Origin of the sequence: Aureisphaera galaxeae (genome assembly GCF_028561275.1) — a bacterium.
Taxonomy (GTDB): Bacteria; Bacteroidota; Bacteroidia; order Flavobacteriales; family Flavobacteriaceae; genus Aureisphaera; species Aureisphaera galaxeae.
In genome coordinates, this window is the sequence record NZ_JAQQTF010000018.1 from 52,682 (window position 1) to 69,060 (window position 16,379).

Annotated in this window: 14 protein-coding genes; 7 read left to right on the forward strand and 7 right to left on the reverse strand. The window is 42.6% G+C overall.

Annotation, left to right across the window (positions count from 1 at the left end; all coding sequences use genetic code 11):
• Positions 1–5: 5 nt before the first annotated feature.
• A complete protein-coding gene (locus tag POV27_RS17325) occupies positions 6–1,304 on the reverse strand; it encodes a c-type cytochrome (RefSeq protein ID WP_272864053.1) in 1,299 nt (432 codons plus the stop codon).
• A gap of 222 nt (positions 1,305–1,526) precedes the next feature.
• Here POV27_RS17325 and POV27_RS17330 point away from each other — a divergent pair, with 222 nt between their 5' ends.
• Positions 1,527–1,925, forward strand: coding sequence for an SPOR domain-containing protein (locus POV27_RS17330; protein ID WP_272864054.1), 399 nt, complete (start codon positions 1,527–1,529; stop codon positions 1,923–1,925).
• Between the two features lie 91 nt (positions 1,926–2,016).
• Here POV27_RS17330 and POV27_RS17335 read toward each other — a convergent pair whose 3' ends face one another.
• From POV27_RS17335 to rimP, 4 genes are all read right to left on the reverse strand, one after another.
• The gene (locus POV27_RS17335) at positions 2,017–2,877 is read right to left on the reverse strand and encodes a hypothetical protein (RefSeq protein ID WP_272864055.1); all 861 of its coding nucleotides are present in this window, start codon (positions 2,875–2,877) and stop codon (positions 2,017–2,019) included.
• Positions 2,878–2,957: 80 nt separating this feature from the next.
• Entirely contained in the window at positions 2,958–5,678 is a 2,721-nt protein-coding gene (gene infB, locus POV27_RS17340; protein WP_272864056.1) for a translation initiation factor IF-2, read from the reverse strand.
• A 59-nt stretch (positions 5,679–5,737) separates the two neighbouring features.
• Positions 5,738–6,970, reverse strand: a complete 1,233-nt coding sequence (gene nusA / locus POV27_RS17345; RefSeq protein WP_272864057.1) for a transcription termination factor NusA — start codon at positions 6,968–6,970, stop codon at positions 5,738–5,740.
• An 11-nt stretch (positions 6,971–6,981) separates the two neighbouring features.
• Entirely contained in the window at positions 6,982–7,440 is a 459-nt protein-coding gene (rimP, locus tag POV27_RS17350; protein WP_272864058.1) for a ribosome assembly cofactor RimP, read from the reverse strand.
• 156 nt (positions 7,441–7,596) lie between these two features.
• On the opposite strand from rimP, the gene POV27_RS17355 reads away from it, so the two are divergent.
• A complete protein-coding gene (locus POV27_RS17355) occupies positions 7,597–8,418 on the forward strand; it encodes a universal stress protein (protein ID WP_272864059.1) in 822 nt (273 codons plus the stop codon).
• Between the two features lie 549 nt (positions 8,419–8,967).
• Here POV27_RS17355 and POV27_RS17360 read toward each other — a convergent pair.
• The gene (locus tag POV27_RS17360; RefSeq protein WP_272864060.1) at positions 8,968–9,456 is read right to left on the reverse strand and encodes a CAP domain-containing protein; all 489 of its coding nucleotides are present in this window, start codon (positions 9,454–9,456) and stop codon (positions 8,968–8,970) included.
• Between the two features lie 301 nt (positions 9,457–9,757).
• On the opposite strand from POV27_RS17360, the gene POV27_RS17365 reads away from it, so the two are divergent.
• From POV27_RS17365 to POV27_RS17385, 5 genes are all read left to right on the forward strand, one after another.
• Positions 9,758–10,030 (forward strand): hypothetical protein, encoded by a 273-nt coding sequence (locus POV27_RS17365; protein ID WP_272864061.1) that lies wholly within the window; start codon positions 9,758–9,760, stop codon positions 10,028–10,030.
• 157 nt (positions 10,031–10,187) lie between these two features.
• Complete coding sequence (locus POV27_RS17370) at positions 10,188–11,408, forward strand: sulfite oxidase (protein WP_272864062.1); 1,221 nt, start codon at positions 10,188–10,190, stop codon at positions 11,406–11,408.
• Positions 11,409–11,882 (forward strand): monoheme cytochrome C, encoded by a 474-nt coding sequence (locus POV27_RS17375; RefSeq protein WP_272864063.1) that lies wholly within the window; start codon positions 11,409–11,411, stop codon positions 11,880–11,882. It abuts the gene before it with no gap.
• On the forward strand, positions 11,866–12,828 hold the full coding sequence (locus POV27_RS17380) for a sulfurtransferase (protein WP_272864064.1): 963 nt from the start codon (positions 11,866–11,868) through the stop codon (positions 12,826–12,828). Before POV27_RS17375 ends, POV27_RS17380 begins: the two co-directional genes overlap by 17 nt.
• Positions 12,829–12,832: 4 nt before the next feature.
• Positions 12,833–13,705, forward strand: a complete 873-nt coding sequence (locus tag POV27_RS17385; RefSeq protein ID WP_272864065.1) for a sterol desaturase family protein — start codon at positions 12,833–12,835, stop codon at positions 13,703–13,705.
• A 63-nt stretch (positions 13,706–13,768) separates the two neighbouring features.
• Here the strand turns inward: POV27_RS17385 and katG are convergent, their stop codons facing one another.
• Positions 13,769–15,973, reverse strand: coding sequence for a catalase/peroxidase HPI (gene katG, locus POV27_RS17390; RefSeq protein ID WP_272864066.1), 2,205 nt, complete (start codon positions 15,971–15,973; stop codon positions 13,769–13,771).
• Between the last annotated feature and the right edge of the window lie 406 nt (positions 15,974–16,379).

Consider the following 16,379-nt stretch of genomic DNA (forward strand, 5'->3'; position numbering starts at 1 on the left):
TTAAATTAGTAGTGACACTTTCCACATTCCAAACCACCCATTTCGGCGGCCGTCAAACGCTCTTTTCCATACTTCTTGGAAAGCTCCTCGTGGATTTTCTCGTAGTACTCGTTGTCGGCTACATTAACATTGGTTTCTCTGTGACAGTTAATACACCATCCCATAGTAAGCGGTGCATGCTGCTCTAGAATCTCCATTTCTTCTACCGGTCCGTGACAGGTCTGACACTCTACCCCAGCTACTGTTACGTGCTGTGAGTGGTTGAAGTAAGCAAAGTCTGGCAGGTTGTGGATACGCACCCACTTCACAGGCTTTTCTTCCCCCGTGTAGGATTGCGTTGCTTCATCCCAACCCACGGCAGCGTAGAGTTTTTGGATTTCCGCATTGTAATCCACTCCGTATTCGCTTTGTCCTTCCGCCAAAGTTTCGGCAGCCACCTCACCAATATTTTTATGACAGTTCATACACACGTTCAAGGAAGGAATTCCTGAAGTCTTACTCTTGCGAGCCGAACTGTGACAGTAGTTACAGTCTATTTTATTTACCCCCGCATGGATTCTATGGGAGTAGTGAATGGGTTGTACGGGCGCATAACCCTGATTAACATCTATCTGCGACATCCATCCATAAGCGAAATATCCAGCCGCCAACAACAGGAAGATAGAAGTCGACAATACCAAGAACTGGTTTTCGACAAAGGCCTTCCAGATTGGGGTCGACTTTTCTTTCTCTTCCAATTCCACACCTTGAGCCTCTGCAAATCTTCGCAAGGTCTTGTTCACCAACACCAATACGATGATTAGCATCAAGAACATCAAAGCAAGAATCGCCAAAATGATGTTATTTGAAATTCCGCCACCTCCAGCTGTAGCTGGATCAACGGGTGGTGGAGCAACAGTCTTCTTTTTTGTGTACGTATACGCAATGATATTATCAATATCCTCGTTGGTTAAGGTTGGGAAAGCCGTCATTACGGACTGATTGTACTCATTGAAAAGTTTTACAGCCGTTGCATCTCCAGACTTCACCAATTCCTGGCTATTGCGAATCCACTTGTACAACCACTCACGATCGTACTTATCACCTACTTCGAACAAGGCAGGACCTGTAGCCGGTTTGTATAATTTATGACACGCCGCACAATTGGCCTTAAACAATTTCTCACCCGCAGCCGTATCGACAGCCTGAGTGGGCAGAAAAGAAGTAGAGGCAAAAGCGCTTTGGGAGAAAGAAAACGTTAGCAAAAAAACTAACGCAATAAATGACCATTTTTTGGGTAGATTTCGGTAAGGTACCTTTTCCATACGATCGGTTATATTATTATCCATAAGTTTGGCACGCAATTGGTTATAAAAAGTTGTCAATTCTAACAGATTTTACGTGCCTCAAATAACTGTGCAAAAGTACGCCATAAAGTCGATTTTAGAAATCCAAATGAACTGTTAAACCTAATTTATATAGATTCTAAATAATAAATTGACAACTAAAAAAGTTATTTAGATTTACATTTGCAAAAAAGAAAGAATATGTCTGTGTTTCGAAACCCAAACAAGTATTTGTTTTTTACCCTTTTCGCCGTGGTATTTTCGTTTTCCACTTTGGCACAAACAGCCACGGTAACGGTAAATCAAGATGAAAAAATACCCGAACTCCTAGAACTGAAAAAAGACATGGAGAAGGACAACGAATTGAGCGATGGATATACCATTCAAATCTATTCGGGTTCTTTACGAGGGGCAAACGCCACCATTTCAAAATATCGGAACAAATACGCCCAATGGCCGGCTTCCATAGAATACGAAACACCCAACTACAAAGTATGGGTAGGGAACTATAATTCTCGTATTCAAGCAGATAGAGCATTACTGGAAATCCATCGTAATTTCCCCAATGCACTTAAATTACCTCGAAAACAACAAAAGTAAATTTCAAGGAATCGCTTTCACGGTTCCTACTATTGCATAAAAAAGCTCCCAAATTTGGGAGCTTTTTTTAGTTTATGATATGCCTCTATTCTTAAAGAAGTGGAATATTAAAAACTCCAGAATTCACCGCGATCTGAGAATTATCCACCGGGTTTGTTGCAATAAATGAATAAGTAGCCCTTAGCACGTTAACGCCATTTTCTACCCCTACAGATTCTATAACCAAAGTACCGCTGGTTTCGTACTCTACCACTTCTTCCGCATTGATTATTTCAATAAACTCCATAGTATTGAATGCACTACCGTTATTGAATCCATACGTCCCTTCTACCAAATTGTTTCGGTCTATGGTTAATCCTATTTCATAAGGAGTTTCATTGTACCTCCATTTTGTTTCAATAGAACTTCCACAGCAGCCACCTGTTGTGGCCGATTTGGTACTGTACCATGGTGTCCCGTCGATTGTAGCAGAAACCTCAAGGTTTTCTACCTGAGGCGTCACGATCGTATAAGGAATATTATAGGATCCAGATACAGTAATCGTTGGTGATGTAACATCGAATTCATCTTCATAAAGCAATCCGGAGAACTCCCCAGATATGGTCTGTGCCGACTCATTGATATCTAAAATAGTATAGGAGAATGTGTTATCTGTAAAAAACACAGCAGAACCGTAGGATAGCGGTGTTCCTCCCGTGAGATAATCGATCTGTCCGTAATTCCCCAGTCTATGGAAAGGTAACTCAATAGCTCGACCATCACTTGCCAAACCGATGGCTGTAAAGCTGTCTTCCGAACGTTGACCAATTACGGTAGCAATAGGCACATTTTCACCATCGACCGTGAGTGTAAAGCTGTTTTCTTCTACAGCCGAATTACTATCCCCATCGTCCTTATTACAGGAAACAAAAAGAACAGATAACATCATAAAAACCAATACGTTTTTCTTCATTATATAGGATTATTAAAAAAAGAAACATCAAACGAAGCGAGCCTCATTTGATGTTTTCTTAGGGTTATAAAAATAAATTCTTATAGTTTCTTCTTCACTGCAACTTCTTGGAATGCTTCTAGGATATCGCCTTCCTTGATATCGTTGTAGTTCTTAATCTGCATACCGCAATCGTATCCTTTGGACACTTCCTTCACATCGTCCTTAAATCGCTTCAAGGAAGACAATTCCCCTGTGTATACTACTACACCTTCACGGATAAGTCGGATACCGGAATTTCTAAAGATCTTACCATTGGTTACCATACATCCTGCAATGGTTCCAATTTTGGAGATCTTGAAGGTCTCACGGATTTCGGCAGTACCTGTAATCTCCTCTTTCATTTCTGGAGACAACATTCCTTCCATCGCATCTTTCAGGTCGTTGATAGCATCATAGATAATGGAGTACATTCGGATATCGATTTCCTCCTTATCGGCTACCTGACGCGCATTCCCCATAGGACGTACGTTAAACCCGATTACGATCGCATCGGAAGCGGATGCTAACAACACATCACTTTCGGTAATGGCACCCACTCCTTTATGGATGATATTCACTTGGATTTCTTCCGTAGAAAGTTTCAAGAAGGAATCTGTCAATGCTTCTACAGATCCGTCCACATCCCCTTTCAGGATAATGTTCAACTCCTTGAAGTCTCCCAATGCAATACGACGTCCAATCTCGTCCAGTGTAATGTGACGCTGTGTTCTCACACTCTGCTCACGCTGTAATTGGGTTCGCTTAGTGGCAATATCCTTGGCTTCACGTTCGTCCTCGAATACGTTGAACTTATCACCCGCTTGTGGTGCTCCGTCCAATCCAAGAATGGAAACCGGCGTAGAAGGCCCTGCCTCTTTTATTTTGTTACCACGCTCATCGTGCATGGCTTTTACTTTACCACTGTGTTGACCAGCCAATACATAATCTCCGATCTTCAAGGTACCTCCTTGTACAAGGATGGTAGAAACATATCCACGTCCTTTGTCCAAGAATGCTTCCACAACAGTACCATTGGCAACTTTATTAGGATTGGCTTGCAATTCCAATAATTCAGCTTCTAACAAGACTTTTTCCAAAAGTTCGTTCACCCCTTGTCCGGTTTTTGCCGAAATATCGTGGGATTGGATTTTTCCACCCCAATCTTCTACCAATAGATTCATGGCGGCTAAGCCTTCCTTAATCTTATCTGGATTTGCTGTGGGCTTGTCAATCTTATTAATAGCGAAAACGATAGGCACCCCTGCAGCTTGCGCGTGGGAGATGGCTTCTTTGGTCTGCGGCATGATATCATCATCTGCCGCAACCACGATAATCGCTAAATCGGTAACCTGTGCTCCACGGGCACGCATCGCGGTAAACGCTTCGTGACCCGGTGTATCCAAGAAAGCAATCTTCTGTCCGCTTTCTAGCGTTACCCCATAAGCTCCGATGTGCTGTGTAATACCTCCTGATTCCCCCGCGATCACATTCTCTTCACGAATGTAATCCAGTAGGGACGTTTTTCCGTGGTCTACGTGACCCATTACGGTAACAATCGGTGCTCTTGTCTCTAAATCTTCTGGATTGTCTTCAACCTCCTGAATCGCTTCTTCAATATCCGCAGTAACAAACTCCACAGAGAAGCCAAATTCATCGGACACGATACTTAAGGTCTCTGCATCCAAACGCTGGTTCATGGTCACCATCATCCCTAAGGACATACATGCCGAAATTACCTGCGTTACAGGAACATTCATCATGGTAGCCACCTCACTAACGGTAACAAACTCGGTTACCTTCAGGATTTTGCTTGCTGCATCCAACTGTGCCAGTTCCTCTTCGGTCTTCTGTCTGTGGATATCACGCTTTTCCCTACGGTACTTGGCCGCTTTACCTTTGGAAGATTTTCCTTGCAGCTTCTCTAAGGTTTCCCTTACCTGTTTTTGCACTTCTTCTTCGCTCGGCTCTTCTTTAGGAATATGGGTTCTCCCTTTTCCTTTTCCTCTGTTATCGCGATAATTGTTTCCTCCTTGAGATGGGCCTTTACTAATTCTTCGACGCTTGGTCTTCTTTTCGGCCTTTTGCTTATCGTCCTTTTTAGGATCTTTCTTTTTCTCTGGCTTCTTGAACTTGGAAAGGTCAATTTTGTTCCCTGTAAACTTGGGTCCATCCAGTTTTTTGTACTGGGTTTTTACCTTTTCCGGCTCCTTGGGTGCTTCGGGCTCTTCTTTCTTTGGCGCCTCCTCTTTCTTGGGTGCTTCTTCTTTCTTAGCAACCGGTTCCTTCTTCTTGGCGACCTCCTCCTTCTTCTTCTCTTCCTTCTTTTCCTCCTTAGGAGCCTCTTCCTTTTTCTCTTCTTTAACAGGAGCTTCTTCTACCTTCTCTTCGGGAGCAGCAGGTTCTTCTTTCACCTCTTCTTTCTTCGCCTTCGCACCTTCCAAATCGATTTTACCCACTTGCTTGGGTCCTTCCAGTTTGGCTTCGGCTTTAATTATGCGAGACTCGGACGATTGTTTTTCCTCCAACTCTTTTTCACGTGCCAAACGAAGCTCTTCCTTTTCCTTACGCTTCTCCTCACCAACTTCTTTGGAGGCAACCTTTTTGCTTTTGTCGGTTTGAAATTCATCGAAAAGCACTTGGTATTCCACATCACTAATCTTGGTCGTAGGACGCGCCTCGATATCGTAACCATGTGTTGCTAAATGCTCCACGGCACGATCCAGTGAGATGTTGAACTCCCTTAGTACTTTACTAAGTCTCATTGTTTTTACTTCAGCCATAAACTGCTTTCCTGTTATTCTTTTTTATAAATGAATCGTAAATGTAGTCAAACTTTCGACTACTCTTCAAATTCTTCCTTTAATATGTTGACCACTTCCTGAATGGTCTCTTCTTCTAGGTCGGTACCGTTCACCAAGAAAGAAATGTCTTTTTCCAATACACTCTTGGCAGTATCCAACCCAATTTTCTTGAATTCATTGATGATCCAGTCTTCGATCTCATCGCTAAATTCAGTTAATTCTACATCCTCTTCTGCTCCTTCTCGAAGCACATCTATCTCATATCCCGTTAGTTGCCCGGCCAAACGAATGTTATGACCTCCACGACCAATGGCCTTAGACACCTCTTCCGGTTTTAGGATCACTTCCGCACGCTTGTTTTCATCATCAATATTAATAGATGTTACCTTAGCTGGGCTAAGCGCACGTGTAATGAAAAGGTTAAGGTTGTTGGTATAGTTGATCACATCGATGTTCTCATTACCCAATTCCCTAACGATTCCATGGATTCTCGAACCTTTCATCCCTACACAGGCTCCTACCGGATCGATACGATCGTCATACGAATCTACCGCTACTTTCGCCTTCTCTCCAGGAATACGAACCACCTTCTTCACATTGATCAACCCGTCGAATACTTCTGGAATCTCCTGTTCGAACAATTTCTCCAAGAAGATAGGACTCGCACGGGACATGATAATAGCGGGTTTGTTCCCTTTAAGCTCTACGCTTTCAATAATTCCACGTACATTATCTCCTTTTCTGAAGAAATCTGATGGGATTTGTTTTTCCTTCGGAAGGATGATCTCATTCCCCTCATCATCCAACAAAATCACAGCTCTGTGACGAATGTGATGCACCTCAGCGGTGTAAATATCACCTTCCAACTCCTTGAACTGCTTATAGATATTTGTATTATCGTGTTCGTGTATTTTGGAAATCAGGTTTTGACGCAAGGCCAAAATGGAACGACGTCCCAAGTCGATTAATTTTACTTCTTCCGAAACATCTTCTCCCACCTCAAAGTCGTCCTCAATCTTACGCGCTTCGCTCAAGGAAATCTCCTCATTGGGATCCTCTACTTCACCATCGGCCACAACCACGCGGTTTCTCCAAATCTCCAAATCCCCTTTATCGGGGTTAATAATGATATCGAAATTGTCATCACTTCCATACTTCTTCTTGAGTGCATTTCTAAACACATCCTCCAGGATCGCCATAAGCGTAACCCTGTCTATCATCTTGTCATCCTTGAACTCTGAAAATGATTCGATCAACGCTAAATTTTCCATATCATTCTAAATTAAAATGTTACCATAACTTTTGCTTCTACAATATTTTCGTAAGGCACTATCGCCTCTTTCTGAACGGTTACTTTTCCTTTTCCTACGGGTTTGGGCTCGCGAGCCTTCCACTGCAGGGTGATATTCGCTTCGTCGGCATTCACCAATTCTCCTTCTAAGGTTTCCTCGTCTGTCTTCACCTTGAGCTTACGCCCTACATTCTTCTTGTACTGTCGTACTTGTGAAAGGGGTTCAGACACTCCCGCAGAAAGGACTTCCAAAGAAAAATCCTCTTCCTCCCGATCTAAGTTATGCTCGATGGCACGACTCACGGCAATACAATCTTCAACCTTAACTCCTTGGTCCCCATCTATGATGACCCGTATCTGGTTTTCCGGTCTAAACTCTAGATCGATTAGAAACAAGGAAGGGTTTGCTTCCAGTACTTTTCCTAACAATTCTCTTACTTTCTCCTGCATCGATTTTGGCTATAAAAAGAGGGGACTTCCCGTCCCCTCGCCGTATTGCTCTTAAATTCGGTGCAAATATACTATATTTTTCGAGATAATAAAAACCCATGCGCTCAATATTATTTTGTATTTTAATTGGGCTAATTCCTTCCAATATATGTACTTATGAAACGCATCCTCGTCCCTACCGATTTCTCTGTTCAGGCCGAAAATGCCTTAAAGGTAGCTGCGCAAATTGCTCGTAAAAATAACAGTGAAATTTATTTGGAGCATTCACTCAATTTACCCTCACACATTAACGATGCGGGGCCTGCTGCTGCACTTCCCGAAGCCATTTACTTTATCCGTCTAGCGGAAAAAGAGTTTGAGAAAATCCTTGAGCTACCGTATCTAGAGGATTTAGACATTTACGAAGCCATTGGTCACGGAGAAATTTATGATGATGTAAAACAGACTGTTGAGGAAAAGGACATTGATCTCATCGTTATGGGATCGCATGGATCGAGTGGCTTTAAGGAAATGTTCATTGGGAGCAATGCAGAGAAAGTAGTACGCACTTCGAAAATACCAGTTCTGGTCATTAAGAATGAACACAAAAACTTTGAGGTAAAGGATTTTGTGTTTGCTACCGATTTTTCGGAAGAATGTAGACAGCCATTCGATAAGGCCCAAAAATTTGCGAAAGACGTGGGTGCAAAGCTACATCTCCTCTACATCAACACACCCAGTGGTTTCAAAACTACCACCGAGGCCAATGCCATGATGAATAACTTCATAAAAGGAATGGGCGTAGAAAACTATACGCTTAATATTTACAATGACACCTCGGTCGAAAAAGGCATCCTCGGTTTTGCCCGCGAAAACAATGCCCAGTTGGTAGGGATGAGCACACATGGAAGAAAGGGGATTTCTCATTTCTTTAATGGCAGTATTAGTGAAGACTTGGTAAACCACGCCAAGATGCCTGTGATTACTTTCAAAATTTAACTCTGGAGATAAAAAGGAATTCTTCAACATTATAAAAAACAAAAGGGAGTGCCCAAAAAATACACTCCCTTTTTTTAATGCGCTCCTTGGGGAAATTCACCAATTCGCGACATAAAATCCATTCCGTTTCCAAAAATTGGAACCTAAACCCCCATTTTGGTTCCCATGAGAAGAAAGAAGAAGAGGAAAGGAATGGAATTTTCCTTTTAAAGTTGCAACCCTTTAATCCTATCCAGCGATCATGTATTCACCCATGATCCCGGAACTCCCCTTGATCCGGCATGGATAGGATTAACTGTCTTCATAAACTCTTTGACCTACTTTTGCTCGATTAACAGTTGGGCTGAGGAGAATGCAAACCGGCCAAATCCTTCACAACAAACAAGGGTTGTAACGCAAAATTTCAAAAAACTTAACCAACCTATCTATTAGGCTCTTTGTCTGGAACAAAGGAAGTGCAAATGCTTCCACTGGCAATCCTAAATACGGTTAACGGTCTTTTATATTCCATTAACGGTCGTTATTTTCACTAAACGGTAAATTGGGTTGTTATCGATAAAATAATTGGGTCATGTATTGCCTTCCTCCGTCATCGGCCACAACTCCAATTCCGCAATGCGTATAATTCCCTTCCAACACAATTTTATGGGCAGGACTATTGGACCACGCCACCACAACATCACTGGCCCTTTGATAACCAAAGGCCACATTTTCTCCTACACTTTCGGCTCCTGCATTCTTTAATGCCCTTGTGCGATCGACAAAACCATAGTGGCTTATTCTTCCATCGGTACGCATATGCATACTATGTTGAATGGCCAAAGAAGTGGCGGCGTTGTCGTCCAAATACAATTCGTTCAATCCCTTTTCCCGCCTGTAAGCATTTACGGCCTCCCATAGGGCCATAGCAAATTCTGAATGGTTTTCTTCTAACACTGAAAAGTGAATTTCCACCGTTCCAGTTTCTGTCAATTCTTCTTTAGAACAAGAAGCACATAACATACCAATAATCATCAACAAATAACTCAGCTTTTTCATCTTTAGGGGTTTAGTATTCATGACAAAGCAAGAGCTAAACGCCTAACAATGAATGCGTTATTTGTTCTTCGGTCGTAATCTGAAATTAACGGTCATTATTACCATTTATCGGTTTTCGGGGTGATTTGGTCGATTAATTTTGTTTTCCACTTTCGAAAATGCCCGAAAGGCCCCGTATTCACTGAGTTTATAAAAATTTTAACACATTGATAACCATTTCATTAGTAACAAATTTGAAAAACCATCGTCATTTTGGCATACAACTTGATTTACACTAATCGAACCAATACCAAAATGTGTTATGAGAAGCCAACTAAATGACAATCCGTTCAGAATGCAATTGCAACTTGAAGGTCAGTTTAAGCTTGCACAGGAAATGAAAAATGAAGGTGCCTATAGTGCCGACGAATACCACAGATTGGTGGGTTATTTAACCCGGGACTTTATTTTGCTTCAAAATACAGAACCCGATGTGGCCATGCGATGGGATTTTAGTAACGATCCACTTGGAAAAGTCATGATGGAATTGACGTTGGAAGCCATGAAAAATCAGAATATCGAGAATTTAGGATAAATCAAAGTTTAGTTTAGTTTTTAGTTAAAAAATGGTTCCTTCGGGGGCCATTTTTTCGTTATGTGAAGTACGGGAAACCTTTCCATTCCAAAAATTCATGCGTTACATACCGTAGGTTTTAATTACTTTTAGGGATTCCAAAAAAGAACCTACTGCCATGAAAAGAAGGAACTTTCTAAAAAAAGCAGCCTTAACCTCCCTAACCACTTTGGTAGGTACCGAAATCGTATTTGGGAATTTAATCCCAGAAGGATACAGTCCACTGTTCCTGCAAGACCCCGATCCCTTTAAAATGTTCGATAAGGATACCCGCATGTCGGTTCTTAATGACAAACCTTGGAACATCGAGGCCAAAGCCCACCTACTGGACGAAAAAGTTACCTCAAACAAATTCATGTTCATTCGAAACAACGGTATCATTCCGCAAGACATCGATATAAACAACTGGACGATTACTTTTAAAGGAGAATCGGTGTCCCAAGAAAAAACATATACCCTTAACGAACTCAAGGAAAAATTTACGCAGCATACGTATCAACTTACCCTAGAATGTGGAGGTAATGGACGTAGTGAATTCGATCCTCCCGCCAAGGGAAACCAATGGACCGTAGGAGCCGTAGCCTGTGCTTCCTGGACCGGTGTTCGGCTGCGGGATGTCCTCGAAGATGTAGGCATTAAAGGCAATGCTGTCTATATTGGTTACCATGCGGCCGATACGCATTTAAGTGGCGATCCCAACAAAGAACCTATATCTAGGGGAGTTCCTATGGCAAAGGCCCTTCAGGATGAAACACTGCTCGCTTTTAAAATGAATGGGGAAGATATACCCTTGGCTCACGGATACCCCCTTCGATTGGTCGCTGGCGGATGGCCGGCCTCAGCTTCCGGAAAGTGGGTGAACGGAATAAGTGTTCGGAACAAAGTACACGATGGTAATAAAATGACCGGAACGGCCTACAGAGTCCCTTGCGATCCCGTAGAACCTGGAGCTAAGGTTAAGGATGAGGACATGTGCATTATAGAATCCATGCCCGTGAAATCCTTGATCACCTATCCTCGTACGGGCGCTGTTTTAAGCAACAAAAAGACCTTGGAAATTCGAGGACACGCTTGGGCAGGGGAACTTGAGGTCGCCAAAATGGAGTATTCTATAGACTTTGGGAGTACCTGGAATGCCTGTTCTTTAGAAAAACCCATTAACCGTCTCGCTTGGCAACATTTCTCTGCCAAGGTAACCCTTCCAAAAGAAGGATACTACGAAATCTGGGCAAGGGCTACGGACACGAATGGAAAAAGCCAACCCATGGTATTACCGGGATGGAACCCTAAGGGGTATTTGAATAATGCTTGTCATAGAATTGCAGTGAAAGTAGGATAAATGGATAAGCACGAAGAATTTAAGAAAAGCGTAACGATCATTTACAAAGGGTTTGTGGTCTTCTTTGCCTTTTTCGGAATCATTATCTGCTTCCTCATTTACCTCGTGGTAGACCCTACATTTTCGGCATTCAAATCGGATGAGACCCCTGCTTATACCGTTGCCGAAGACCTAGATGAAGATCGCATTGAAAATGGTATTCATGTACGCACTGGTTTGGTGGAAGCCGAAGGGCTCATGCAAGTAGTGAATAACTGTACGAATTGCCATTCGGCATTATTGGTGACACAAAACAGGATGGACAGCGAACGTTGGGCAGCTACGATCGATTGGATGCAGGAGACTCAGAATCTATGGGATCTTGGCAAAAACGAAGAAATTATCATCAATTATCTGGTGACCAATTATCCAGTTCAGAAAAAAGGACGAAGGCAAAATCTTGAAACAATTGAATGGTATGAACTGGAAGAGTAGCCCCTTAGTTTTCATATGTCTTCTATTCTTTTGCTGCAATGAGAAAGCCGAAGTAAAAGATGAACCCACTACCTCTCAAGTGGAAAACTCCTATTACCGAACCGATCACATCATCGAGGCTCAAGAGTTGGTTTCCACCTTAGACCGACCTCACATTAAGATCATCGACTTCAGAAAAGAGCAAGGCTATAACGATGGGCACATCGACGGAGCCATCAACATTTGGCGCAAGGATATGGAAGATACTTCTTACCCCTACAGCGGAATGATGGCTTCAGAAAAAAGTATTGAAGCACTTTTTCAAAAGCTGGGCATTAAAAACAATGACACACTGGTGGCTTATGACGATAGAGGTTCTTGTGAGGCAGCTAGGTTTTGGTGGGTATTGGGCAACTATGGTTTTAAAAACGTAAAAATCCTGAATGGTGGATTGGATGCTTGGAAGGAAATTGGAGGTGCGATAAGCACACAACCCACAGTCCTAGAAACCTCCTCTTTTACCTTCAAAAATGAAAAAAGCAATACACTTTTCATCAACAAAGACTCCCTTCGATATGTAAGGGCGACCCAAGATCAACTTATTGTGTTGGACACCCGCACCGAAAATGAATTTTCGGGCAAGCGTCAAAAAAAGGGAGCCACAAAAGCCGGGAGAATCCCAGGAAGTGTATTGATAGATTGGGTAGAAGCGGTAGATTTCGATAATAACGGAAAGCTCAAATCTTTGGAGGAACTGAAAGGAATTTACGCAGCTCTTGGCACCGATAAAAATCGGCCGATTGTAGTATATTGTCATTCGGGAGTTCGTTCGGCACATACTACCTTCGTGCTCACCGAATTATTGGGCTATAAAAATGTAAGGAATTATGATGGTTCGTGGACTGAATGGAGTCATATGGAACATTTTCCTGTAGAAACCGACAGTACCACCACCTTATTTCAATAACGCTATGGAAAAATATTTGGATGCTATTGTAAATGCCATTGTAGGAACAGCCGACTGGACTTGGAAGTCGATCATTTTTGAAGTCCCATGGTACAACAATTATTTCTGGGGACTCGTCCTTATTTCCCTGCTTATTTGGGGATTGGAAATTCTCTTCCCTTGGCGAAAGGAACAGTCCATTTTCCGAAAGGATTTTTGGTTGGATGGATTCTATATGTTCTTCAACTTTTTCATTTTCTCCATTGCCATTAGCGGAATCTATAAACTACTTGAGCTTGCCTTTGGCGAAGCCAATATTACCATGACTTCTTTGGCACTGATCGACATGAGTGCCTGGCCCTTGTGGGCACAACTGCTCGTTTTCTTTATCGTATTGGATTTTGTGCAATGGTTCACCCACATTCTATTGCATAAGTATCCCTTCCTTTGGCAATTTCATAAGGTCCACCATAGTGTGAAGGAAATGGGATTTGCCGCACACCTTCGGTATCACTGGATGGAAAATATCCTTTATAAACCCCTAAAAACTTTTGGTGTTATGATATTGGGTGGCTTTGAACCCGAACAGGCTTTCATTGTTCACTTCCTGGCCATTTCCATTGGTCACTTTAACCATTCTAACATCAAGATTACCTGGGGTCCCTTGAAATACCTCATAAACAACCCCGTCATGCACCTCTACCATCATTCCTATGTGTTACCCGAAGGCAAGTATGGCGTCAATTTCGGGATTAGCTTGAGCCTTTGGGACTATATTTTCAAGACCAATTATATCCCTGAAGATAGTGGTACTATTGAATTGGGATTTGAAGGGGATGAGCATTTCCCTAAAGGATTCTGGAAACAGATCATCTACGGATTTAGAAAAGTCAAATAAATGGAAAACCCCCAAACTCCGAAAAGTTTGAGGGCCACCTTAAAATTTATCTAATTCAAGCAATTAAGCCAAATCGTATCGATCTAGGTCCATTACTTTTGCCCAAGCGGCAACAAAGTCATTCACGAATTTGTCGGCACCGTCGTCGGCACCATACACTTCGGCAATAGCTCTTAATTCGGTGTTAGAACCAAATATTAAATCGGCACGTGTTCCTTTAAATTTCACTTCGCCTGTCACACGGTTACGTCCTTCGAAATGCGTATCAGCCTCAGAAGTTGCCTCCCAAGTATAGCTGAAATCCAATAGGTTAGAGAAGAAATCGTTGGAAAGGGTTCCTACATTATCGGTGAACACTCCATTGTCGGAACTATCGTGGTTGGCTCCCAATACGCGAAGTCCTCCAACCAAAACAGTCATCTCTGGAACCGTAAGGGTTAACAGGTTCGCTTTATCTACCAATAAGTCTTCTCCAGCAATGTCAAGATCCGACTTAATATAGTTTCTGAAACCGTCTCCTATAGGTTCTAAGTAACTAAACGATTCTAAATCGGTTTGTTCTTGAGACGCATCCCCTCTTCCTTGGGAAAAAGGCACCGTAACATCATAGCCTCCATTTTTGGCGGCTTCTTCGACCCCAGCATTTCCGGCCAAGACAATTAAGTCTGCCATGGACACTTCCCCACTGAACTCATTTTGAATACCTTCCAAAACATTCAATACTTTCGTTAATTCTTCCGGGTTGTTTACCGCCCAACTACGTTGTGGCTCCAGTCGCAAACGGCCTCCGTTGGCACCTCCGCGCTTATCGGATCCTCTAAAGGTAGAAGCAGAAGCCCAAGCCGTACTTACCATTTGGGATACCGTTAGGCCAGACGCTAAAATCATATTCTTTAAAGAAGCAATATCCGCATCACTCAAGGTATAATTCACTTTTGGAATTGGGTCTTGCCATAGTAATTCTTCACTGGGAACTTCAGGTCCCAAATAACGATCTATGGGTCCCATATCTCTGTGCGTTAATTTGTACCAAGCCCTGGCAAAAGCATCTTCGAAAGCCTTGTGGTCTGTATGGAAACGCTTGGATATTTCTAAATATGCTGGATCTGTTTTCAATGCAATATCCGCCGTGGTCATCATCAACGCTTGCTTTCCATTCGGGTCACTCGCTGTAGGAGCCATTCTGGCATTGGATTCGGCCGTAGGCGTCCATTGGTGTGCTCCCGCTGGGCTTTTTGTCAATTCCCAATCGTAGTTAAGTAGTACATCGAAATAATCGTGATCCCATTGGGTAGGGTTGGGTGTCCATGCCCCTTCAATTCCACTGGTAATGGTGTCTTCTAAAACTCCTGTTCCGTAAGAATTCTTCCATCCCGTGCTCATTTGTTCTATGGGCGCTCCATGCGGTTCTACGCCTACATATTTACCGGGATCGGCTGCACCATGCGCTTTTCCAAAGGTATGTCCTCCAGCGACCAATGCTACAGTTTCTTCATCATTCATGGCCATACGACCAAAGGTTTCCCTTACATCCTTCGCAGAGCCCATAGGATCTGGATTACCGTTAGGGCCCTCAGGATTCACATAAATCCAACCCATCATTACCGCAGCCAGCGGATTCTCTAATTCACCATCTTCGTAACGATCTTCGTTGGCTCCCCATTGGGTTTCACTTCCCCAGTATACATCTTGTTCTGGCTCCCAAATATCTTCGCGTCCACCGGCAAAACCAAAGGTTTTAAAGCCCATAGATTCCAAGGCACAGTTACCTGCCAAAATCATTAGGTCTGCCCAAGAAATCTTACGGCCATATTTTTTCTTAATCGGCCACAAAAGCAATCTGGCTTTATCCAAATTCCCATTGTCTGGCCAGCTGTTGATAGGAGCAAATCTTTGATTACCCCCTCCGGCACCACCACGACCATCACCCACTCTGTAGGTACCCGCACTGTGCCATGCCATGCGGATCATAAATCCACCGTAGTGACCATAATCCGCCGGCCACCAATCTTGTGAATCGGTCATTAAGTCAATAACTTCTTGTTTCAATTGAGCAAAATCCAAACTATTGAAGGCTTCTGCATAATTGAAATCCTCTCCCATGGGATCGGATTTTTCCGAATGTTGACGAAGAATATTCAATTTGAGTTCATTGGGCCACCAATCGCGATTTTTTACACCATCGCCGCCGGTATTTTTATTCGCCCCATTTAGAAAAGGGCACATTTCTGCCCCACCGGACATATTAGAGTGATCGTTATTTCCCATTTTGTGTAAGATTAAGTGGTTATGTTTTCCTCCAAATTTAGAATAATCCTATCTTATTTTGTTTATCGTTCCAATCGATAAAAACTATTAGAAGATTGGTGTGGTTTATCACTTCTTAGGGGTATTAAATTTACTGAAAGTTTTGGAGATTATTCTCATCTATGCCTTTTGAATTTTCTGTCTGTTTTTATAAGAACATGCCCCCTTTCAATTTCCATTCTAATGATGATGAAAACAGCCGACAAGGCATCTACTTCGATGTAAAACCCAAGGCTCTACCTATTCAAAAATTGTTTTAGCGAAAAAAAAATCAAAAATTGAATCCTTCGAATGAAAAAACTTTCTAATTTTACCCCATGATTTTGCAACACTATAAAATAGTGCCCACAAAGCCCGTACGCCGTCG